The sequence below is a fragment of the Niallia sp. HCP3S3_B10 genome, from assembly GCF_052064465.1.
In the GTDB taxonomy this organism is placed as follows: Bacteria; Bacillota; Bacilli; order Bacillales; family Cytobacillaceae; genus Niallia; species Niallia hominis.
In genome coordinates, this window is sequence record NZ_JBQHVO010000072.1 from 1 (window position 1) to 22,919 (window position 22,919).

24 protein-coding genes and 1 pseudogene are annotated in these 22,919 nt (G+C 32.3%); 16 read left to right on the forward strand and 9 right to left on the reverse strand.

What is annotated here, in order from left to right:
• Window positions 1–213 precede the first annotated feature (213 nt).
• Window positions 214–591, reverse strand: coding sequence for an Abi family protein (locus ACTNDN_RS21640; protein WP_441132237.1), 378 nt, complete (start codon window positions 589–591; stop codon window positions 214–216).
• Window positions 592–1,151: 560 nt separating this feature from the next.
• Window positions 1,152–1,817, reverse strand: coding sequence for a winged helix-turn-helix transcriptional regulator (locus tag ACTNDN_RS21645; RefSeq protein WP_031539953.1), 666 nt, complete (start codon window positions 1,815–1,817; stop codon window positions 1,152–1,154).
• Between the two features lie 165 nt (window positions 1,818–1,982).
• Here ACTNDN_RS21645 and ACTNDN_RS21650 point away from each other — a divergent pair, with 165 nt between their 5' ends.
• The gene (locus ACTNDN_RS21650) at window positions 1,983–2,312 is read left to right on the forward strand and encodes a four-helix bundle copper-binding protein (protein WP_441132214.1); all 330 of its coding nucleotides are present in this window, start codon (window positions 1,983–1,985) and stop codon (window positions 2,310–2,312) included.
• Between the two features lie 61 nt (window positions 2,313–2,373).
• On the opposite strand, the gene ACTNDN_RS21655 is transcribed toward ACTNDN_RS21650, so the two are convergent.
• The gene (locus ACTNDN_RS21655; RefSeq protein ID WP_441132216.1) at window positions 2,374–3,126 is read right to left on the reverse strand and encodes a hypothetical protein; all 753 of its coding nucleotides are present in this window, start codon (window positions 3,124–3,126) and stop codon (window positions 2,374–2,376) included.
• Window positions 3,127–3,193: 67 nt separating this feature from the next.
• Window positions 3,194–3,616, reverse strand: coding sequence for a hypothetical protein (locus ACTNDN_RS21660; RefSeq protein ID WP_441132217.1), 423 nt, complete (start codon window positions 3,614–3,616; stop codon window positions 3,194–3,196).
• Window positions 3,617–3,857: 241 nt separating this feature from the next.
• Between ACTNDN_RS21660 and ACTNDN_RS21665 the strand changes: the two genes are divergently transcribed.
• The 3 genes from ACTNDN_RS21665 to ACTNDN_RS21675 all read left to right on the forward strand — a co-directional run bounded on the left by ACTNDN_RS21665 (window position 3,858) and on the right by ACTNDN_RS21675 (window position 5,241).
• Window positions 3,858–4,217, forward strand: coding sequence for a hypothetical protein (locus tag ACTNDN_RS21665; RefSeq protein WP_441132218.1), 360 nt, complete (start codon window positions 3,858–3,860; stop codon window positions 4,215–4,217).
• 157 nt (window positions 4,218–4,374) lie between these two features.
• Complete coding sequence (locus tag ACTNDN_RS21670; protein ID WP_441132220.1) at window positions 4,375–4,956, forward strand: YdhK family protein; 582 nt, start codon at window positions 4,375–4,377, stop codon at window positions 4,954–4,956.
• Window positions 4,957–5,016: 60 nt separating this feature from the next.
• Window positions 5,017–5,241, forward strand: a complete 225-nt coding sequence (locus tag ACTNDN_RS21675) for a hypothetical protein (protein ID WP_441132222.1) — start codon at window positions 5,017–5,019, stop codon at window positions 5,239–5,241.
• Between the two features lie 31 nt (window positions 5,242–5,272).
• Here the strand turns inward: ACTNDN_RS21675 and istB are convergent, their stop codons facing one another.
• Both istB and istA read right to left on the reverse strand, forming a co-directional pair.
• Window positions 5,273–6,025: an IS21-like element helper ATPase IstB gene (gene istB, locus ACTNDN_RS21680; protein WP_441132224.1), complete on the reverse strand. Its 753-nt coding sequence runs from the start codon at window positions 6,023–6,025 to the stop codon at window positions 5,273–5,275.
• Window positions 6,018–7,556 (reverse strand): IS21 family transposase, encoded by a 1,539-nt coding sequence (gene istA / locus ACTNDN_RS21685; protein WP_441132226.1) that lies wholly within the window; start codon window positions 7,554–7,556, stop codon window positions 6,018–6,020. Before istA ends, istB begins: the two co-directional genes overlap by 8 nt.
• A 103-nt stretch (window positions 7,557–7,659) precedes the next feature.
• Between istA and ACTNDN_RS21690 the strand changes: the two are divergent.
• The 10 genes and pseudogenes from ACTNDN_RS21690 to lgt form a co-directional block, all read left to right on the forward strand.
• Window positions 7,660–8,085, forward strand: a pseudogene (locus tag ACTNDN_RS21690) (nitrite reductase); the annotation flags it as partial.
• Between the two features lie 137 nt (window positions 8,086–8,222).
• The gene (locus ACTNDN_RS21695) at window positions 8,223–8,939 is read left to right on the forward strand and encodes a YwmB family TATA-box binding protein (RefSeq protein ID WP_031539948.1); all 717 of its coding nucleotides are present in this window, start codon (window positions 8,223–8,225) and stop codon (window positions 8,937–8,939) included.
• Window positions 8,940–9,109: 170 nt separating this feature from the next.
• The gene (gene spoIIP / locus ACTNDN_RS21700; RefSeq protein ID WP_441132227.1) at window positions 9,110–10,216 is read left to right on the forward strand and encodes a stage II sporulation protein P; all 1,107 of its coding nucleotides are present in this window, start codon (window positions 9,110–9,112) and stop codon (window positions 10,214–10,216) included.
• A 119-nt stretch (window positions 10,217–10,335) separates the two neighbouring features.
• The gene (locus tag ACTNDN_RS21705; protein WP_031539946.1) at window positions 10,336–10,716 is read left to right on the forward strand and encodes a hypothetical protein; all 381 of its coding nucleotides are present in this window, start codon (window positions 10,336–10,338) and stop codon (window positions 10,714–10,716) included.
• Between the two features lie 242 nt (window positions 10,717–10,958).
• Window positions 10,959–11,300, forward strand: coding sequence for a metal-sensitive transcriptional regulator (locus ACTNDN_RS21710; protein ID WP_441132229.1), 342 nt, complete (start codon window positions 10,959–10,961; stop codon window positions 11,298–11,300).
• Between the two features lie 15 nt (window positions 11,301–11,315).
• Window positions 11,316–11,522 (forward strand): copper chaperone CopZ, encoded by a 207-nt coding sequence (copZ, locus tag ACTNDN_RS21715; RefSeq protein ID WP_441132230.1) that lies wholly within the window; start codon window positions 11,316–11,318, stop codon window positions 11,520–11,522.
• 171 nt (window positions 11,523–11,693) lie between these two features.
• The gene (locus ACTNDN_RS21720; protein WP_441132231.1) at window positions 11,694–14,132 is read left to right on the forward strand and encodes a heavy metal translocating P-type ATPase; all 2,439 of its coding nucleotides are present in this window, start codon (window positions 11,694–11,696) and stop codon (window positions 14,130–14,132) included.
• A 217-nt stretch (window positions 14,133–14,349) separates the two neighbouring features.
• The gene (locus tag ACTNDN_RS21725; protein WP_441132233.1) at window positions 14,350–15,912 is read left to right on the forward strand and encodes a multicopper oxidase family protein; all 1,563 of its coding nucleotides are present in this window, start codon (window positions 14,350–14,352) and stop codon (window positions 15,910–15,912) included.
• A gap of 91 nt (window positions 15,913–16,003) precedes the next feature.
• Window positions 16,004–16,591 carry a DUF1405 domain-containing protein gene (locus tag ACTNDN_RS21730; RefSeq protein WP_016204437.1) on the forward strand — a complete coding sequence of 196 codons (588 nt, stop codon included), beginning with the start codon at window positions 16,004–16,006 and terminating at the stop codon, window positions 16,589–16,591.
• A gap of 40 nt (window positions 16,592–16,631) precedes the next feature.
• Window positions 16,632–17,435: a prolipoprotein diacylglyceryl transferase gene (lgt, locus tag ACTNDN_RS21735; RefSeq protein ID WP_016204436.1), complete on the forward strand. Its 804-nt coding sequence runs from the start codon at window positions 16,632–16,634 to the stop codon at window positions 17,433–17,435.
• A gap of 93 nt (window positions 17,436–17,528) precedes the next feature.
• Here lgt and ACTNDN_RS21740 read toward each other — a convergent pair whose 3' ends face one another.
• Genes ACTNDN_RS21740 through ACTNDN_RS21750 form a run of 3 tightly spaced genes read right to left on the reverse strand, consistent with a single transcriptional unit; the run spans window position 17,529 to window position 20,148 of the window.
• Window positions 17,529–18,089, reverse strand: coding sequence for a TVP38/TMEM64 family protein (locus ACTNDN_RS21740; RefSeq protein ID WP_441132235.1), 561 nt, complete (start codon window positions 18,087–18,089; stop codon window positions 17,529–17,531).
• A complete protein-coding gene (locus ACTNDN_RS21745) occupies window positions 18,086–18,769 on the reverse strand; it encodes a response regulator transcription factor (protein WP_016204434.1) in 684 nt (227 codons plus the stop codon). Before ACTNDN_RS21745 ends, ACTNDN_RS21740 begins: the two co-directional genes overlap by 4 nt.
• On the reverse strand, window positions 18,766–20,148 hold the full coding sequence (locus ACTNDN_RS21750; RefSeq protein ID WP_016204433.1) for a HAMP domain-containing sensor histidine kinase: 1,383 nt from the start codon (window positions 20,146–20,148) through the stop codon (window positions 18,766–18,768). The genes ACTNDN_RS21745 and ACTNDN_RS21750 overlap by 4 nt, the downstream gene beginning before the upstream one ends.
• 264 nt (window positions 20,149–20,412) lie before the next feature.
• Between ACTNDN_RS21750 and ACTNDN_RS21755 the strand changes: the two genes are divergently transcribed.
• The gene (locus ACTNDN_RS21755) at window positions 20,413–21,678 is read left to right on the forward strand and encodes a murein hydrolase activator EnvC family protein (RefSeq protein ID WP_235252548.1); all 1,266 of its coding nucleotides are present in this window, start codon (window positions 20,413–20,415) and stop codon (window positions 21,676–21,678) included.
• A 122-nt stretch (window positions 21,679–21,800) separates the two neighbouring features.
• The gene (locus ACTNDN_RS21760) at window positions 21,801–22,748 is read left to right on the forward strand and encodes a metal ABC transporter solute-binding protein, Zn/Mn family (protein WP_016204431.1); all 948 of its coding nucleotides are present in this window, start codon (window positions 21,801–21,803) and stop codon (window positions 22,746–22,748) included.
• The last annotated feature ends 171 nt before the right edge of the window (window positions 22,749–22,919 follow it).

The following is a 22,919-nucleotide window of genomic DNA, read 5'->3' on the forward strand; positions in this document are numbered from 1 at the left end:
AAACACCTCCGAATAATGTCACAATACTTATCTCAAGTATTGCCATTTTGGAGGTGTTTTATATTGTCTCACTATTTTAGGTTAGTCCACCGAATAATATTGAAGAAATCGCTTTTTTTTTAGTATTCACTTTTATTAAATTATTTTTCCATTCTGGCAGAAAACCAATGCCATAAAAACCTAAATTTTCTTCATAATCAGATACAAGTGCATCTAGATCTGTAATAAATCTGGTTCCGTTAACAATCTTTGTGTGATATATATCGCAGCAAAAATAAAAAGGTTATCTATTGTCTTTATATCTTCTCGAAACAGTAGGGGGTTAAAGGATAATTTTTTATTGTATAATCGTCCATAATAAGCACAAACAATTCTGACATTTGATAATGTTTGTAACCAGCTATCTAAGTAAAGGTATGGGACCTTATAATAAATCTTTGCGAAATGTTTTATTAGATCTTCATTTAGATTTCTATAAAATTTTGACAGAAAACCAAATGAGGTGATTTCTAAAGCCACCCAAATAGGAAGGTTATCATCATATTTCCTATAATGATGCTCAATAAATAATTCGACTTTTCGACTTTTTATAGTTAGTGAATTTAGTTCATCTAATCTTGATAGAACTTTTCATTAATGAAATTATCTTTATGTTTGTATCTAAGAAAGCCAAATTTGTGACCAATCTCATAAGAGATATGCGTTCTAAATGCAATCTCAATGGATTCCAAAACTCCCATACTTTCTATCAAATTCATATAATGAGTACATTTTACTAGTTGTTGAATCCTTTAGATATTGTTCCTTATTATGTGGATCTTTAAAAGTGTGTCAGTAAGCAGTTAATCTATAATAATTTATTCTTTGTAGTATATTTTCGGTATTTTCAGAATCGTCTATGTGCAAATTTCTCTTTTTAAACAATTCAATTTGTTCTTTATATGTAGTAGGTTACTTAATTTGAGGTCTATTAATTTCAGTATTCAAATTAAATTTCTCCTTTAAATAAAATGACCCACCTTGGTTCGCGTTAACATACGTTAAGAGGCGTGGTGGGTTCTGTTAGAATAATCATATCTGCTATTTATATATAATGTCAAGACACACGAATTTATTTTCCTGTTCAATTAAAAGGATATATTGAGAAATTATTAATCAAACTTCCATATATAACCCATTCCCCAAACAGTAATTAAATACTTATCTACAGGGAAACCAGCATCTCTAATTTTATCTCTAATATTACGAATATAAGATCGGAGCGTTTGAGTACTTATTTTGTGATCTTCCCAAATATTATCTATTAAAAAATCAGTGGACAAAACTTTGTTATCATTTTTTATCAGCATTTCTAAAATCTTTATCTCTATTTGACTTAGTGGAATTATTTTCTCTCTGTAATGTACTTTCCGTTTTTTTATATTTAATTCTAAGTTATTGTAAGTAAATATATCATTTCTTAATTTATTCTTATGCCTCAATAATGAGTTGATTCTGGCAATTAGCTCGTCCTCATATATTGGTTCAAATAAACAAACGTCTGCCCCACTTTTTAAAATATTAACAAGTGAATAATTTATATTGTTACTTATTACCATGATAAAAGCAGGAGAAATTTTATTAATACTTATACAGATTGATTCCACTGTTATGGATAAATGTTCATCATATATTAAAACAATATCAATTAATGGAGAATAAATGTAATTTGGAATTTCTTCAATATTTATCGGTCCGATACAATTATATCCATTTCTTGTTAATAGAGTATTCCACTTTTCTTCAACACTTGCTCCAATTAACAAAATGTTATTCATTAAAACTCTCCTATTCTAACTTGAATTAGGTTTTAAATAGGATTATATAAGTGAAGTATGTAGAATTTTTGCAGATTAAGCATAAAAAGTTTGCACTTTTTATGCAGTTTATTTATGAAATCCATGGGAATAATATTCTTGTATAAATTAATAGGAGGGAAAAGAATGAATACGAACTACGAAGAATGTATTAAAGCGTGTTTGGAATGTATGAAAGCATGTAATTCTTGTTTTGATGCTTGTTTAAATGAAGAAGATATTAAAATGATGGCTCGTTGTATTAGATTAGATCGAGAGTGTGCGGATATCTGTAGTTTAGCCGCAAAAGCAATGCAGTCTAATAGCCCATTAGTAAAGGAAATATGTTTGTTATGTGCGGATATCTGTGAAAAGTGTGGGGAAGAATGTAAAAAGCACAGTCATCATGAACATTGTCTCCAATGCGCAGAATCTTGCTTTAAATGTGCAGAAATCTGTAGAAAAATGGTTTCTTAATAAAATGTAAAAAATCCTATAAGTTATATATACAAGTATATATAACTTATAGGATTATGATTTAGTTTGATATTTTATCGAATACAGAAATATTAACTCCAAACTTACACATAGCTTCACAGTCTTCTCTTAAATCTGAGAATAGGATATAAGAAATTTTACACATACTGTCATGTTGGAAGGAGGGTCTTAATAATTGTGCTTTAATTTCATTTTTTCTTTTATTTGGAGCAATTAAATAAAATCTGGACTTATCATTGTTAAAGGACATAGCCAAATCCAGTAGGCGTAAAATTCCAGAGTATATAGACGTGGACTTTTCTACTTCAAATGCACCTATAACTTTATTTTCACCATTAAGCCATAGAACATCTATAAAAGAAATCGTTTCACTAACAGCACTTGAAATTGTTTCTAAGTTTAAATGGGGAATAGAAAAGTTCCCTAATTTATATCCTTTCCATTCTCTTTTATGGTCATTTTTTGCTATCCACACATTATAACCAAGAGTCGTCCCTATTTTAGCTAAATAATATTGCATTTCTGTATGTTCATTCTCTTCGGCTAATTCCTTTTGAATTTCTTCATGTCTTTTTTTTAGCTTTTTATTAACTTTATCAATTTCCTGTAATAGTAGAGTATGATTTTCTTGAATAACTTGTCTGCCAGAACCTATCTCATATAGTAATCCTGCTAGTGCACCTAAATCTTTTGATAGGACTAGGTTATGGTTACTATTATACTCCATCATAATTTCCCGCATCGTTAAATAATCTTCCCATGATCCTAATTTAATTTTTTGTTTGAATATCATATTAAAACCTTTAACAATGCTAGTGTTGAAAGGTGGAAAAATAGTAGGATGAAGAAAATATAAAATATTACCTACTGCAGGACCTAGTCCTTTTATATTTTTTTTCTTGAAGTTTCCTAATATTATAGATTAATTGTTTTTCTTGATTATAGAGCAAGGTTTCCTTTAAAAATTGACCAAAGGCTTTTTTATTATCTTCATTTTCATAAATATCAGGTATTCTTAACTTCGGCTTCCAATAAAAAGCATGAGCTGCGCCCTCAAAGATTTGCTTTTGTTCCGCAATTGCTGAAATAGCTACCTCAAGGGATGAACCCTTAAAATCACAAGGAAATGTGTTATTCTCTATTTCTTTAATAACTACTTTTATAGCATTTTTTATTGTACGAAATGCCTTTAGCCTATCGTTGTTATTTATAAACCAGGTTTGGTAAACAGATTCTGGGTCATTTTTATATTCATCGATTGCTTTAAGTAAAGTAAAAGTCATAATATAACTCCTTTATAAATAAAAATTTAGACTCTTTGATTGAATCCTCAAATGATTAACACATATGTTTTCGGTAATTCTTAGGATTAAAGGCTAAAGTTTTTCATGAAACTGCACCTATTTTAGTTTCCATAGTGTAAATGGGACATTGATAAACATATAATATATGTAACATTATGTGGCGAAAAAGTCTTTTAAACAATTCCAAAAAACCTATTTAACTAAGAGGTGTGGTTCAAATATGTGTTTAACAAACAATTTTGTTGAAGAACAGGCTTATAAAGTAAGTAAAACGATAAAAGAAAGTTCCTTATATAAATTTGACCGAGTAATCTACTCAAATAACAACATAGATGTCTTCCTGGATTCTAATTGGGATGAAAAGTCCCTTATTACCAATGTTGTCTTGAAAGATAACTACGATCAAAAATACGTAATAAAGCCAAATCAAAATGGAATAAAATTTGCAAAAGGAGAAATCTCCTTTAAGAAATATACAAAGCTACAAAGGAAAGAAGATACACAAGGAATTTGGGCTTTTATTTTTTCAGTCGTTCCATTATTACTCTTATTTAGTATTATAAGAATGTTCCTGATTTAAGATATATTAAATTTCTGCATAATTTTTGCATTTTTTCTTTGTAAAATAGGGAAAAATAAAATAGGAAGGAGCAGAAACAGTCAATATACCACTAAATATTTTTCAACTTTTTATGAGGAACATCTAATTGTTGAACAAGAAAAAAAGGAGAATTCTAATGAAGAAAAAAACTTTCATGAAAAGCAGCCTAATCTTAACGCTATTGGTCTTATTATTAGCAGCTTGTTCAAACAATAACAACGACAATAGCTCAAACACAAGTGAAGAGGGAATGGATATGTCTTCTCATGATATGGAAGGGATGGACATGTCTGGTTCAGGAGAAGTTCCTGAAGGTCTAAAAGTCGCTGAAAATCCTAAATATGAGGTTGGAAGCAATGCAATAATCAATGCAGACCATATGGAAGGTATGGATGGAGCAGAAGCCACAATCGTAGGTGCTTACGATACAATCGTTTACACAATTTCATATACTCCAACCACTGGTGGAGAAAAAGTAACAAATCATAAATGGGTAATTCAAGAGGAAATTGAAGACGCTGGAGATGAGGCAATTGAGCCAGGTACAGAAGTTATAGTCAACGCAGACCATATGGAAGGCATGAATGGGGCAAAGGCTACAATCGATTCAGCAGAAAAAACAACGGTTTATATGGTAGATTACACTCCAACCACAGGTGGAGAAAAAGTAACGAACCACCAATGGATTACGGAAAGTGAATTATCTCCAGTAGAATAATAATAAAGGCTATCTTTTGGTAGCCTTTTTTACATTTATAATAAAGTGGGAGTTGGAAAAATGAGCGTTGAAAAGATAAAAATTGCAGTCAACGGTGGTATCCAGTTTGGAGCTAAATTAAATGCAAAACAATTAGCACTTTTGGCTAAATATTTAGATGAGGATCAAGAGGTAGAATTAACTACCTTTCAACAAATATACTTGGAGATTCCCCAAAGTAATGCTACTGAAATTATGCAGGAATTTAGACTGAGTGGATTAAGTGTAACCGTCAACCCCATTTGAACACTTTTTGCTCATTAGCGCTGAACACTTTTTAATCTGTAAAAATCCTTTGTTGATTCTTCAGTCGATGACTTTCATTATTCATATGAATAACCTCGACACGATGCAATAATCGATCCAATATTGCAGTCATCATTCCTTGATTTCCGACAAACTCTGTCCACTCTTCAGGGCTTCTATTAGAAGTCAGAATTAAAGAACTTTGCTCATATAGTTGGTGGACTAATTGAAAGAAAAGGGTAGCTTCTCGTTGATCCATTGCCATATACATGATGTCATCAATTATGACCAGATCAGAAGCGCGCAAGCGCTTCAACTGGATCTTAGATTTGTTTACGTACTCCTCTGTCTTAAGTAAATGAATCAACTCACCCATTGTTATGAAGTATACTTGAAATCCCTTCTGGATTGCTTCAATACCAAGTCCCACGGAAAGTAGCGTCTTGCCTGCACCTGGCGGTCCAAGTAGTATGAGATTATAGTTTTGTTCAAGCCACTCATATTCACGTAATTGCTTTAATTGCCTTTCTGTAATTGCGTCTTGTTCCTCGACTCGGAACATATGAATCGGTCTATGATAAGGGAATCGTGCCCAGTTTAATCGCTTTTCAATACTTTTCTCTTCTCGCTTTTTAAGTTCAAACGTCGTTAATTCTTCCAATAACTCGAGATAGGTCCAAGATTTCTGTTCCGCCTTGCGAAGGAAATCAGTGAGAACATCTGCAGTTTCCACCATCCTTAACTGTCGAAAAGATTGCTGGATTTCCATGACACTTTTACTCACCATATTTTCCTCCCATCAATTGGAGGTATTGATCCATTCCTCTAGTCTGAACCTCTATATCTATTGGGATTTTGTCGCTCTCCTCTATGATTCTATGTTGCTGATCAAGTGATGTTTGCTTGAGAAATCCCACGACATCACGAAAGCTATTGGCGCTGTACAGGCCTTCATCTATACACTTCTCAAGCGCTAAGTGGACCCATTCTTTGTTTTCTTGAGCCACTTTTTTAATCAGTGTGAATTGGTCTCGTCGATAACGTCCATAGTCTTTGCTGACTTTATCTATGTAGTTTGTCGCTTTTTCATGGGCAAGAAGGGCGATCAGTTCTTGTCTTAATAAGTCGAGCGACTTGGACCGCTCACGAGAATGGTTCCTATTCTTGACTAGTCTCCCTTTATCTTGAGAGATAGAATGCTCCGCAATAATTTCTCCTGTGGAAGGGTCACAAATCTTCAGTACATAGTCGGCGATGTGTATATGGACTATTGCTTGTCTAGTATATGTACCCACAGGTACAGAATATCGATTCGATTTGAAGTGCACCGTATTGTCCTTACGGACATTCCTTGTTATAATTTCAGTATAGTTGCTTTCATAAGAAAGCGGATTAGAGATCTTTCGCAAGTGTTGCTTTTCCAGGAGAAACACTTCGTAAGGTCTCTTTTTAGTTGTATTATGCACCTTGAAGTTTCCGGTTCTTTCAAGCCATTTTAGGCTACGGTTGTTCCAATCTTCCAGTGTAGAATACACTCGGTTCTTGGCAAAGTTGTTCTTTATGTATTTTACGACATTCTCGACTTTTCCTTTTGATTCAGGGTCAGCCTTTCTACATAGATACACTCGAAACTTTCTTTGCTGAATATATTTTTGGAATCCTTTAGTCAAGATTAGATCTCCTGCATTCTCACTTACCGCAATCAAATTGTCCTGATCATATACAACTTCTTCAGGGACACCACCATAATATTGAAAAGCTAGTTCATGACAGCGCATGGTGTCCTCGGTGGTGAAGGGTCTGTTGAGCCACCACATATATTTATGTCGGGAATGTGCTAGTACGAACGCAATGAAATAGAGGCGTACTTCCTTACCATACATATCCTTTTGAACAGATCGTCCCCAATCCACCTGCAGCTGTTTTCCTGGTGGTAATTCATCGACAGACTCATATTCACGTGATTCTTCTTTCTTTTCGATTTGATACAGTTCTCTTACTTCATTTACATAGCGTCGCACGGTGCTTTCTCCGACTTTAATATTTGGAAACCTTTCCTGTAGCCAATCAAAAATCTGAGCTCCACTGAGGGAGGGATATTCCTTCAGCCAATTGACAATCCAATCCCGATAGGGATCCAATATCTTTTTTCGTTCACCTATATCAAATTCATTTACAGCTTCTTCGAAAGTCATTTCCAAATATTTATACACAGTAGTTCGGGAAATCTTTAATCTTTTAGCAATTTGAGAAACTCTTAATCTTTGTTTAGTTAATTGGTGAATCTCTAAATATAGCATTAACTTTTCCTCCATTTTGCTCCTCCTACAAACTGATAAACCCAGTTTACAGGAATGAATTTATTAGGCGAAAAGTGTTCATTGGAAGTGAGCAAAAACTGTTCACTTTATTTTAGCGGTTACATTAAGTTGTTATCCTGTAGGTAATTATGTAAAAAGCTTACGTACATGTAATTTTTGTAAAGGGTCTGAGGAAGAAGGGATGCCTATAGCACAGGAATTGAACAGAATAATTGCAGGGAGAGAGGTACCATTTACCTTAAAAGCTGCATATACTGGTTGTCCTGTTGGTTGTGGTGAACCATTAGTAAACGATATAGGAATAATGAAAATAAAAGATACTTACTCCCTCTATATAGGAGGTAAAGCAACTGGAAAAGATGCAGAAATAGGAACATTACTAATAAAGGAACTTTCACCAGAGGAACTATATAGAAGGGTTGAGGAAATATTAGAATTATATATTAATGAGGGAAAGAAAAGAGAAAAGTTTTATAAATTTGTTAACCGAATTGGAATAGATCAGATCAAGGAACGTCTTTGATAGAAAAGGTAATAGAGCGACTCTATTACCTTTTCTATATTATTCTGGTTTACTTGATTTTAATTTTATAGATTAAAAGACATTAAGGTATAAAAGTAATTAATAGAGGACACTATGAAGCTAAAGGGGGATATTTTATGAAGAAAACAATTATCTATATAACTGCTTCTGTCCTATTAATTTCTTTATTTTTTTATTTTAATTATAAGGTATCTGGAAAAGAGGATAAATTATTAAAAACCATAATTAATCTTCAATCAATTAATGCTGATATTTCTCAATGGTCTATCTACACGAAAAAAGAAAAGAAGAGTAATACTTCATTAAATATATATTATCAAAGAGAATCTGAATTAAAGAAAAAATATCGACAGTTTAATTGGGAAGTGGAGAAAGATAAAGATCATCATATTAAGTTAACTGGTACATTAAAAGACCAGAATATCCAGCAGTTAATTACCTTAACTGCATATAATGAAAATGATAAATATAACATTTTAGAAACTTATAGTTATAAAAGCAGAGATTGGAATAAAGAGGAATACCAAAATGTTTTGAAATCACTAGATGAGAAAGAAAACTACTTTTTTACTGTTAAGGCTTTAGTAAGAAAGAAAGATAATATTAAACATATTTCAACGCTACTTTTGAAAAAATTTACGGGAAACTCTATTGAAAAATTAGTTGAAGATGATTTTGTTTCAATTACTGCCTATAACAAGTCGTGGAAGGATTATTTAACTAGTAATAAAAAAAACAAATTTAACATTCAATTTGGTATAAGGACAAATAAAGAGCTCCAAGACACTTATAATTTAACAATTGGAAGCCCTATTATAACAGAAGAATATTGAAACTTTTAAAAATGGTTACCATAATGAGTAGCCATTTTTTATACAACCTTTAAAATACCTGTCTCTTTGAAATACCTGTCTTTTTGAATGTGCAGAAAATATGCAGACTACTGATGAAACTATTACATATAAATATGTAGATAACACTATCTAAATAGGGAGGTCAAATTATGATACGAATATTAAATGGTTATCTACTAGCTATTATTATTGTCATGTATTTTAGTATTTTCCTAATAAATTTCCTGAAATCAGATATAAAACTTTCATCAGACATTGTTTCTGTTTCTACTAAGCAACTAGATGCAGATATTCTTTCTTCTTTATTTGAAATTGGACAGTTTCAATTATCAGATGTTAACAAAGAAATTAAAAAACCATCTATTTTAAACGGCGTAGTTTGGCTTACTTCAAATATTTGGCCTGAAGATATAAGAACTTTTTTAGGAAGAGAATTAGTAGGATTTTCGCAATTTAATACAGAGATAGCTATTGCAGGGAAAGGGACTAATTTAGCAACGCTACCAATAGAGTCTCCGCCTCCTAATGAGGATATTCTTACAAATGAAAATAATAGCAGTTCCAATGAAGACAAAATAGAATCTCCAAAGAACGAAGCTTCTAATAAAAATGTTGTATATATATACCATACTCATAGTTGGGAAGCATTTTTACCACAACTTTCAGGTATTACAGATCCAAATCAGGCGTCTAGTTTGAACGAAAAGAAAAATGTAATCCAAGTGGGTACCCAATTGCAAAATGAATTATTAGAGAGAGGGATAGGAACTGAACATAGTACTACCAATGTAACAGCAGAACTTAAAAAAAAGGGTTGGAGTTATGCTCAATCCTATAGTTTAACAAGAGAAATCGTCCAAGAAGCTACTACTAAGGAAAGTTCTTTAGTTTATCTTATTGATATACATAGGGATTCACAGGGAAGAAAGATTACTACATTAGAGTTTGATGGTCTTGAATATGCAAGATTATTCTTTGTAGTTGGAAAGGAAAATAAAAACTATGAACAAAATCTCAAATTGGCAAAAGATCTAAATGAAAGATTAGAAAATGATATTCCTGGAATTAGTAGGGGAGTCTTTGTGAAAAGTAAAGATGAAGGGAATGGGGTATATAATCAAGATTTATCAAGTAATTCTATCCTCTTAGAATTTGGAGGGGTGGATAATAAGCAGCAGGAACTTTTCAACACGGTTGATAAATTTGCCGAGGTGTTTAGTGAGTATTATAGAGAAGTAGAGGAAGTAAATAATTAGCTTTTAGTAGCCAGTTGGTTACTGTAAAACACTTTATTTTGTGTTAGATAAAACTCCACACTTTCTTCAATGTTTTAATCTATATTAAACAAGTAAAATACGCGAATGGAGTAAAGAGAATGAAAGTTAAAAGGGTAATAATAACAACACTTCTTTCATTTATCATCATTATTTTAGCAGGATGTATGTCCACTCTAAGTGAAAAAACAAAAACAGCAGTGAATAGTGAAGAAAAATTAAAGGAAGTAGTTCTGATAAATGACTATAATAAGACAAATAATAATTGGAATCTGGTTGATATTCCAGATAATATAGAGATTACCAATAATAACAAGGATGTGCAGGTTTATGAAGAGGAAGTAAGACATTCAGACTATAACAGAATTTTTGTCAATTTCATGGATGTAAAAAATTTAAACGGTTTTAGTAATATCTTAATCGGATACCATCACAAGGAAATTTGTTCGCCATCAAAATTAAATGTACATGCTAATGTTTAATAATAAAATTTAATGAAAGGGTACGCTTTAAACAGCTTTCAGAGCGTACTTTTTTATATATTATCCACTTAAATGCTTTGTATATTGCATATGTGATTGAATTTTTTTAGCAAATATACATGATTGTTAAACATAATAATTAGTAAACAGAGAAGAAAAAAGAAAAAAGAAAAAATTTAACTTTAGGCTTTACATAGGGTACGGGGGTATACTATAATGAGCTTGTGGAGGTGAAATATTTAATGGCATCCGTTTTAGATAATGATGGATCTTTAGAGGAAACTCATTGTTCCACTTCAAGTGAGCGAAAAAGCCATCACTCCAATAAGGTTAAACAAAATCTTATTACCAGGTTAAATCGGATTGAAGGTCAAATACGAGGTATAAAAGGATTAATAGAGAAAGATACTTATTGTGATGATGTTATAACTCAAATTTCTGCGACACAAGCAGCTATGAATAGTGTTGCAAAAATTTTACTTGAGGGCCATTTGAAAGAGTGTGTTGTTGAGCGTATTCAAGAAGGTGACCTAGAAGTATTAGATGAAGTATTAATAACAATACAAAAATTAATGAAAAAGTAAAAGGAGAAGATAAATATGGAAAAAGTAACTTTAAATGTTAAAGGTATGTCTTGTAATCATTGCGTTAACTCAATTGAAGGCAATGTAGGTAAGCTCAATGGTGTATCAAGTGTAAAAGTTGACCTTGGTACCGGAACTGTTCTTGTAGAGTTTGATAAAGAAGTATTAACATTAGATAAAATTAAGGAAACAATTGATGATCAAGGTTATGATGTACAATAATGCAACAAGGGCGAACGTTTTAAAATAACGGTTGCCCTCTCTTTATAAAACATATATACCCCTTAGGGGTATATATGTTTTATGGCAAATTGAGATAAGAATATAAACTCTAGTTTGTGTAACATTAAGAAAATGTATAACTGTAAATCGAAAGTTATAGGAGGGTATAAAATGGAAACAGATAATCGCTCATTAGCACGACCTAAACCTAATACTAATGATAATGAAAGTGTTTCACTAAATATTTCTGGAATGACATGTGCTGCATGTGCTACTAGAATCGAAAAAAACATATCAAAAGTGCAAGGTGTTCAAAAAGCAAATGTAAATCTTGCTACTGAAAAGGCAGCAGTGACCTATAATCCTTCGCAAGTATCAATTGAAGAGATAATTGAAAAAGTTAACAAGACAGGGTATGGGGTTGAACAAGAAAAAGTAAATTTAAATATTATAGGTATGACATGCGCTGCATGTGCTACTCGTATTGAGAAAGTATTGAATAAGGTAGATGGAGTAAAAAATGCTAATGTTAACCTCGCTACAGAGAAAGCTAGTGTTGAATATATCCCTGGAAGTACCAATGTAGATCAATTAGTTAATATGATAAGGAAAGCTGGCTATGATGCAAAATTTGTTAGTGAAAATGAAGGAGATTATGAACAGAGTACTCGAGAAAAAGCTTATAGAAAGCAAAAAATAAAATTTATTGTTGGTGCCATTTTATCCATACCTTTTTTAGTCATGATGATATCTGATTTTATGATGGAGTACGGAAATGGAGGGTTCTTTCACTTAAATCCTTGGATTCAATTTTTACTAGCCACTGTAGTTCAATTTTATGTTGGGGGTCATTATTACCGCGATGCTTATAACTCAGTTCGGGGAGGTAGTGCTAATATGGCTGTCCTAGTAGTACTAGGAACGTCTGCAGCCTATTTATACAGTTTAGTTGTTACTATAATGGGAACTGGGCAATATCTTTATTTTGAAGCAGCAGCTATAGTTATGACTCTAATTGTATTAGGAAAGCTACTTGAAATAAGGGCTAAAGGTCAAACCTCAGAAGCCATAAAAAAATTAATGGGTTTACAGGCAAAAACGGCTAGAGTTATTCGAAATGGTGTAGAAATAGATATACCACTAGAAGATGTTCAAACAGGAGATATTATTTTTGTTCGGGTAGGCGAAAAAATACCAGTTGACGGAATAATTATAGAAGGAAATACAACAGTTGATGAATCCATGTTAACAGGGGAAAGTATGCCTGTAGGTAAAAAAGCTGGGGATAATGTTATTGGTGCTACTATGAATAAACATGGTTCATTTAAATTCCAGGCAACGAAAGTTGGGAAAGATACTGCCCTTTCTCAAATTGTTAAGCTAGTAGAAGAAGCTCAAGGATCCAAAGCTCCAATTCAGCAAGTTGCAGATAAAATTTCAGCAGTATTTGTTCCTATTGTCATTGTGATAGCTCTAGCTACTTTTGGTATTACATTCGCACTTGTTGGATTTACCCCGGCTTTAGTTAGTACAATTGCTGTACTTGTTATTGCATGTCCGTGTGCATTGGGATTAGCAACGCCAACTGCTGTTATGGTAGGTACTGGTAAAGGTGCTGAAAATGGACTACTTATAAAAGGTGCTGAACACCTTCAAAACTCACAGCGAGTAACAACTGTAGTATTAGATAAAACCGGTACTATTACTAAGGGTGAACCTGATGTAACAGATATTGTTCCTTACGGTAACCTTTCTAAAGATGAAATATTACAAATTGCTGCAACTGCTGAAAAAGGATCGGAACATCCACTTGGAGAGGCAATTGTTAACAGTGCAACAGAAAAAGGAATAGATTTATTAAAAGCTAACAATTTTAATGCTATTCCAGGGCATGGGATTGAAGTTAGTATCAATAATCAAAACATATTAATCGGTAATAAAAAGCTTATGGCCCAAAATAATGTAAATATTAATGCTTCTATTGATACTATGGAAAAATTCGAAGGTGAAGGAAAAACTGCTATGCTTATGGCTATTGATGACAGTCTAGCAGCCATAATTGCTGTAGCAGATACTGTTAAAGAAACATCCTCGGATGCCATTAAGGCTTTAAAGAAATTAGGAATTGAAGTCATAATGATTACGGGGGACAATCGACTTACAGCAGAAGCAATTGCCAACCAGGTTGGTGTAGACCGAGTGCTTGCAGAAGTTCTGCCAGAAGATAAATCTGCCGAGGTAGAAAAACTAAAGAAAGAAGGAAAAGTTGTTGCGATGGTTGGAGATGGAATTAATGATGCTCCGGCACTTGCTGCTGCTGATGTAGGCATTGCAATTGGAACTGGTACAGACGTTGCAATGGAGGCAGCGGACATTACGCTAATGCGCGGGGATTTAATGGGAATAGTCGATATAATTCTTCTTTCCAAATCAACGATGAGAAAAATACGCCAGAATTTGTTTTGGGCATTTGCATATAATATCATCCTCATACCCGTTGCAGCCATTGGATTATTAAATCCAATACTCGCCGGTGGTGCTATGGCTTTTAGCTCCGTGTCCGTTGTAGGAAATACATTATTTCTTCGCAAATGGAGACCTATTAGATAAATAAATGGATAAAAACAACCTGCAAATAATCTGCAGGTTGTTTGTTTTATTTAGGGGCAACTACTGTTGTATTTTTGTTGCTGTTTTATATTTCTACCTATACATTCTAGTTATTGTTAGACTATAACTTCTAAAATTTATGAACTTTTGTTCATATAAAATGCATAAAATCTTCAATTATTTTTAATATCATAATTCATGAAAGTAAGGAGAGAGTATGAAATTAAAAATACTAGCATTAATTGGATTCCTATTATTAATCCTTTCAGCATGCTCAAATAAACAAAACGAGAGTATAAATCGAGCAGATGTTGAAAATCAGGCTGAGAAGATTTCTTCAAAAGAAACAACTAAGACAGAAATCTTAAAAGGGAATGAGTTTACCATTGTCGCAAAAGAGGCAACTCATCAATTAACAAAAGATATTAGTGTAGATGCTTGGACTTTTAATGGTTCGGTACCAGGTTCTCAAATTCGTGTAAAGCAAGGGGAAAAAGTAAAAATCAACTTGATAAATGAACTTCCCGACCCTGTAACTATACATTGGCACGGTATTGTTCTACCAAATAAAATGGATGGTATACCTGGAGTTACTCAAAATGCTGTACAACCTGGTGAGACATTTACTTATGAGTTTACACCTCAAACTCCTGGTACTTATATGTATCACACTCATCAAGACGGTGTTAATCAACTTGATAAAGGTCTATATGGTGCCTTAATTGTTGAACCCAAAGAAAAAACATACGATCGTGATTATACGTTAATGCTCGACGAATGGATGAGTAATCCAGAGGAAGGTATGGATATGAGCGATATGGAAGGTATGGACATGGGTGAAAGTGATGAAATGGAAGGTATGGATATGGATATGGATACGAGTAATGATGGCGCAAGCATGACGATGGACGATATGAGCGAATATGACATCTTTACAATCAATGGGAAAAGTGGTGAGAGTATTGAGCCTTTAAAAATGAAGGAGGGTGAGACGGTAAGACTCCGTTTAGCTAATATTGGGTATATGACACACAAAATGCATTTGCATGGTCAGAAATTTAATGTAGTTGCGGTTGATGGGCAAGAAATAGAAAACCCAGAAGTAATAGAAGATCAGTTAATCTCAATATCACCAGGTGAACGGTATGATATTGAGTTTGTAGCAGATAACCCAGGAGAATGGTATCTGGAGTGTCATGGAAATATGGAAGGAACAGCTGGAATGAAAGTGAAATTACAATATGAAGGTAGTTCCTTATCTACAGACAAACCGAATCAGGATATAGAACTTCCAGAGTTCACATACACAAATTATGGTTCTTCAAAAGACGGTGAGTTCACTCTAAATCAGAAGTATGATGTTGAATATACAATGAACTTAAATACAGAAGTATTAGATAATAATATGGCTTACACAATCAATGGAAAAGCTTTCCCTAATACAGAAAATATTATGGTTAAAGAAGGTGACCTTGTAAAAGTAAAGATTGTGAATAACTCTAAAGGTGAAGACCATCCTATGCATTTACATGGTACATCTTTTCAAATTTTAAGTAAAAACGGTAAAAAACTTGAGGGTGCATCAATTATTAAAGATACTGTAAATCTAGAACCCGGAGATGAGTATGAGATAGCTTTCAAAGCAGATAACCCTGGGAATTGGCTATTCCATTGCCATGATTTACATCATGCTTCTGCAGGTATGGTAACAATGGTTAAATATAAAGGATTTCAGCCTACTTTTATTCCAGATGAAAATGCTAATAATCAGCCAGAATAAATGATATAAAACAGGGTAAAATGCGGCCTTTAAAAGGCCGCATTTTACTGCTAATTAATGATAGTAACCTATTGGAAAGGAAGTGTATCATTTGAATTTTACTTCATTACTTACAAATAGAAAGGCATTGTTTATTCTGTTAGTAGTTAATATTATAGGCACATTATATGGATTTTTATGGTATGGAGGCCAACTATCAGTTACACCTAATAAATATCTAATTTTTGTTCCAGATAGCCCAACAGCTAGTTTATTTTTTGTTTTTGTATTAATTGCTTTATTTTTGAAAACTAACTTACCTCTGTTTGAGGCACTAGCTATAGTAACACTATTGAAATATGGAATATGGGCAGTTGTAATGAATTTATTAGTTCTGATAGAAATAGGCTATTTAGATTGGTCTAGTTACATGCTGATTTTTTCCCATGGAGCAATGGCAATCCAGGGTTTATTATATAAAAACTCCTATAAAATAAAAGGTTGGCATCTAGTAGTTGCTGCAATTTGGACTCTTCATAATGATGTGATTGATTACCTATTTAAAATGATGCCAAGATACAGCGTACTAGACAATTATATTCCGCAAATAGGCTATTTTACTTTCTGGTTAAGTGTATTTTCAATCAGCATTACGTATGTTCTTTGTATAAGAAGGAAAAAAGCAATATCGGAAATTTGAAATTTTGGCTAATCTAAAAATTTAAACGAGGTGAATCTTTGTGGAAAATATTCAACCGCTAAATAGAGTCGCTTTTGAAATTGGAACTTTCACTGTTTATTGGTATGGAATTATTATTGGAGCTGGTTTACTTCTTGGTTGGATTCTTGCTACAAAAGAATCTAAAAGACAAGGTCTTCCTAAAGATACTTTTTCGGATCTTTTATTATGGGCTATACCGATTTCCATTCTTAGTGCCCGACTTTATTATGTTTTATTTAAATGGGAATATTACTCGGAAAATCCAGGGGATATCATTGCAATTTGGGAAGGTGGTATTGCCATACATGGAGCTATTATTGGAGGGGCATTAACTGCTTGGTTTTTTGCTAAAAAGAAAGGTTTATCCTTTTGGCAATTGGCTGACATTGCTGCACCTAGTCTTATACTAGGTCAGGCAATAGGGCGTTGGGGGAACTTTATGAACCAGGAAGCTCACGGCGGCAAGGTTACTAGAGATTTTCTGGAGAATTTAAATTTGCCGGATATTATTATTAATCAAATGTATATTGACGGTACGTACTATCATCCCACTTTTTTGTATGAATCCTTATGGAATATTCTTGGTTTTACTTTATTAATTGTTGCTAGAAGAATTGTTTTCCTTAAAAAGGGAGAACTATTTTTAGTTTATATAATGTGGTATTCTTTTGGGAGATTTTTTATTGAAGGGTTAAGAACGGATAGCTTAATGCTTACAACTAACTTACGTGTTGCACAAGTAATTTCTTTGATATTCTTTATTTCCGCTGTCCTATTAATCTGGTATAGAAGAAGGAAGGCATACAAAAGTGGGATAATGTAAAGTATACAAAAATAGGCTCCTTGTTTTCGGAAGCCTATTTTTGTTGTTTTTTCTATGATAAGTGTCTTAATCTCCATTTTTCATCTTATTGCTTTATTCTCTTTTTTTTCTAAACTCTTTTAAAATATATATTAATAACAGGATTAGTGAGCAATATATTATTGTCTCTTTCCATCCAGATGAATTGATGCTGAATACCTTATTAATGGAATAAACTTCAATTAGAAGCGATGGGATTTTTCCTATTGTACTAGCTATAGTAAAAGGGATAATTCTAATGCTACTTAATGCTGCGGTTAATGTCACGGCACCTGAAGGAATAAAAGGAAGAATTCTTAACAGGATTATAAGTATTACGGCTTTAGATTCAGTTGTGCTTTGTAACTTTTTTAAGAAGTGACTTCTTATCTTATAATTAGCAGTAAAGCGATTTAATCCTTTACGATATAAGATAAAACTTACTATAGCACCTAATGATTCACCAATTATTGAAATAATAATTGCTAATTTTAAATCAAAATAAATAATATTTATAGTAGTAAGAAAAGCACTAGGAAGAACTCCAAAAATTGCTATTATAATATTTGCAATTATAGTAACAGTGGCTATAATTAAGGGGTTTCCTGGTAAATACTCTATAAAAAGGTCCCTCAATCAGATTCTTTTCCAATCCACTTGTATCCAACGCCCCAAACTGTTAATAAATATTCCTCTGATGGAAAACCAGCCTTCCTAAGTTTATCACGCAAGTTTCTTATGTGAGAATCTATAGTTCTATCTTCTGTTTCTACGCCATGGCCCCATATGGAGTGTATAAGATGGTCCCTTGTGAACACCTTATTATGGTTTTGGAGAAATAGCTTCATAAGTGCAAATTCCTTAGGAGTAAGAGGTATATTCTTCATCTGATAGTGTAATTCAAAAGACTCTTGATCTAAGGTTAAACCGTCAAACTGTATTAATTCCAACCTATTACCCTTTCTTCTTAATACTGCTTCTATTCTAGCAACAAGTTCCTCCCCATCAAAAGGTTTGGATATATAGTCATCTGCTCCTGTATTTAAGCCTTTTACAACATCCTTTTTATCTGTTCTTGCAGTAAGCATTATTATTGGGGTGTCCCAGTATTTTTTTATTTCTATACATGCTTCCCAGCCATCCATATCAGGCATCATTAAATCTAATAATATAAGATCAACGGTGTTCGATTCTAAATAAAGTAAAGCATCCATCGCAGAACTTATTTTTTTGCAATTATAGCCTAGTGGTGATAAATATAGAGCAATTAGATCAAGCATTTGCTGTTCATCATCTACAATTAAGATGCTTTTCATTTGATTTCTCCTCCAAGATTTTTAAATGTTAGAATAAATGTTGTTCCGATATTAAGCTTACTTTCCACTCTTATTGTTCCTTCTTGTGCTTGGACCAATTCTTGGACAATCGATAATCCTAGCCCATATCCACCTAGTGATCTTGTTCTTGATTTATCAACACGGTAAAAACGATTAAAAATATAAGGTAGATCTTCCTCCGGTATTCCTTTTCCATTATCCTTTATCGTTATTTCCGTTTCTTTTTTTCTGAATCTAACCATAACATCTACTTTGCTCTTCACTGGAGAATACTTCATAGCATTATCCAATAAGTTGAATAAAATTTGTTCCATTCTTGCTGGGTCTCCATAAAAAGAAGTGGTTTTAGGACAAAAAATTGTTAAATCAATTTCTTTTTCTTTAAAGGCGGGAAACATTTTTATTTGTAGTTTTCCTAAAAGTTCATTTAAATTTATTTGTTGCTTCTGAATGAGAAATGTATTTTTATCAATCTTGGCTAACTCAAATAAGTCCTCTATTAAAGAAGAAAGTCTATTTGATTCTTCTACAATAATTTGTAAGTACTTTTCTTTTTCTTCTTCTTCAATATTTTTTCTTAGGGAAATATCTGCGTAACCCTTTATATAAGTCAACGGTGTTCTAAGTTCATGGGAAATGCTTGCTAAAAAATCATTTCTTTCTTTCTTTAAGAAATTTAAGTCTCTAGCTAATTCTTTTATGGAAACTGCTAGTTCACCTAACTCATCATTACTTGTCCTAGGAAGATCAACTAAAAAATTTCCTTTACTTATTTGATAAGTCGCTTCCCTCATCTTTACGAGTGGTTTAGTCAATGCTCTAGTAAGCAGTACAATCACAACGAAAGTTAAAAGAAGCGCAATTATACCAGCAAGAACAAAATGTTCATTTAACCTTCCAATTAAAGTGTGTATGGATGCTGTCTCTTGGTACATATAGACATATCCTATAGTTTCATTTTTTTGCATTATCGGACTTAAAGTAATAATGTAAGGTTTATTTTTCCAGTCATCTTCAACAACTTTCCCTTCACTCTTTAGTTCCTTTTTTTGCTGAATTAAATATTTTTTGTAATTATTATTGTCAAAAGATGTTCCCAAAATATCACCTTTTTGATTAACAATTACTACATCAGTTAAAGCTTCTGATTCCATTAAAATAACGTGACTAATGGAATCTTCTTCAAAATGTTTCTCTAGAATATCTCTATGAGAATTACCCCTTGCTTGTAAAGCGGATAGCTCTTCCTCAATTCTCACATTAACTAAAGAGCTATGAAGATAAGAAAACATAAATGCTTCTAAGCCAAAAATGATTATGAAAAATAGAATCCCTAGTTTTATGGAAAGTTTTTTCATTAGGTCACCTGAATTTATTTTATATTTTTTATAATACTCCAATTATATGAAGAAATTATGCAGGGAGTTAAATGTGTGATTCACCAAACGTTTATATTAGTGAATAAAGTTTTATTATGAACTTCTTAGTGGTAAATTACTCCTTGAATTTTATCAGAATATTACAGTGAAATATAATTGTAATATTTTTCATCTCCAAATTCGACAAAAAGTGATGTTATAATTTTGCTTGTTATTAGAGATTGATAAAGAAAGGACATTCGAATGAGTAAATTATTGATTAAGACATCTGTTATAACGTTCGGAATTGCAGCCTCATTAGCATTAACTAATACAACTTCTATTGCATTAGCATCTTCTGAGGAAGATTTACAAAATAAAAAACTCAATATACTAGAAAATCGTAGTAAAGTCCAAGATGGTTTAGAACAAGCAGTGGAAGAGCTTGATAACATAAAAACAGAACAAGATAAAATAAATGATGAGATTAAACGTTTAGATATGTTAATAACAGAAACGAATAGTAAAATACGCGAAAATGATGAAAATATAAAAAATGCAAATATAAAAATTCAAAAATTAAATGAAGAAATAAAAACTCTTAAGGAACGAATAAAACAACGCGAAGAGTTGTTAAAAGAAAGGGCTCGATCTTATCAAGAGATTGGGACTATTAACTATTTGGATGTTTTAATAGGCTCACAGAGTTTTAGTGATTTTTTAGATAGAGCGGGTGCGGTAACAACAATAATTACTGCAGATCAGGATTTAATCCAACAACATATGGATGATAAAAAAGTGTTAGAAGATAAGGAAAATGAAGCAAAAGATCTGTTAGTGAAACTTGAAAATTATGGCGAGTCTCAAAAGAAACTAAAAAGCGAATTAGATATACAAAAGAAAAATAAAGATGATATTATGCAATCTCTAAAGGACAAAGAAGAAGATTTAGAAAATGAAAAACTAAGTTTAGAAGAACAAAATTCATTACTTGATTCTCAAAAGGAAGCTATCGAAAAAGCTATAAAAATAGAATCTGAGAAGAAAACTCAAGTAGCTACTAAAAAAGAAAATGAAGCAAAAAGTACTTCTAGTAGTATTAAAGCGAACACAAATGTTTCTAAAAAGACCAAAGGGGTATGGACAACTCCAGCTCAAGGACGATTAACATCCACCCTTGGTGAAAGATGGAACAAGTTTCATGCTGGTATAGATATTGCTAACAGTGCTGATGTGCCAATTGTTGCTGCTGCTGATGGGGTTGTTAGTAGATCTTATTATTCCACAAGTTACGGTAATGTAGTCTTTATCTCTCACTCAATTAATGGTCAGGTGTATACAACTGTTTATGCGCACATGGATAGTAGAGTAGTTAAGACAGGGGAATCTGTTTCCAAAGGGCAACAAGTAGGAATTATGGGGAACACTGGACAATCTTTTGGTCAGCATTTGCATTTTGAACTTCATAAAGGTCAGTGGAATGCATCCAAATCGAATGCTGTTAACCCACTCGATTATATTTCAATATAAATCATCAATCAAATCATACAATTAAATTATTTTAAACATTAACTTGATTAAAGAAGTGTTAATTAGGTTAATGTTTTTTTTAGAATTACTTACTTTAAAGATTGAATCTTGGAGGAGAAACCATGTTTAAAAGTAAAATTTTTATCTTGTTTGTTGTATCGGTTATTTTTTTGGCTGCTTGTAATAACAACCAAAACACAAATGAAAAAACTGCTGATGAAAGTTTAAAAATAATGACCAGCTTTTACCCTTTATATGATTTTACAACTAAGATAGCAGGGGACCGAGCTAAAGTTATAAATCTTGTGCAACCGGGTATTGAGCCACATGATTATGAACCATCACCAAAAGATTTGGCAAATCTAAATGAAGTTGATTTATTTATATACAATGGTGCTGGGTATGAAAGTTGGGTAACAGATACGATAAAAAGTATTGATACGAAAGATAAAAAGATTATTAATTCTAGTGAATATGTTGATTTATTGACTTTAAGAGAAACTGGTGAGAGTACGGAACCAAATGATAAAGAAGACCAGGAAGATAAAACATACGATCCCCATTTTTGGCTAGATCCTATACGAGCTAAGCAAATAGCTGAAGTTATTAAGGAAGAGCTAATTAAACTGGACCCAGATGGAAAAGTTGTTTATGAAGAGAACTTTAACAAAATTGCTGTTAACTTTGATGAATTAAATTCAGAATATACTGAAGCATTATCTAATCCTATTCGAAAAGAAGTAATAGTTTCGCACAATGCATTTGGTTATTTGACTAATAGATATGGATTGGAACAAATAGCGATTACAGGAATTTCTCCATCCGATGAGCCATCTCCTAAAAAGCTTAAAGAATTAATAAGTTTTGCTAATGAAAGGCAAATAAATTATATATTATTTGAAACTTTAGTAAGTCCAAAAGTAGCAGAAACAGTTAAAGATACTATTGGGGCAAAATCTTTAACATTAAATCCCATTGAAGGTCTAACAAATAAAGAAATAAAAAAAGGAGATGATTACTTTTCTGTAATGCGAGAAAATTTAGCGACATTAAAATTAGCTACTCAATAAAAATGAAAGTTAAAAATATGTTCATAATTTCTTGATAAAAAATCCTTATTTTAACATTATTCTAATAAAAAGTAAAGGAGTGTAACCGTCAAGTAGTTTTGAACACTTTTTGCTAATTAATTTTGAACACTTTCTCTTTCAAAAATTGTTGTTCTATTCTTTATTCTGTAG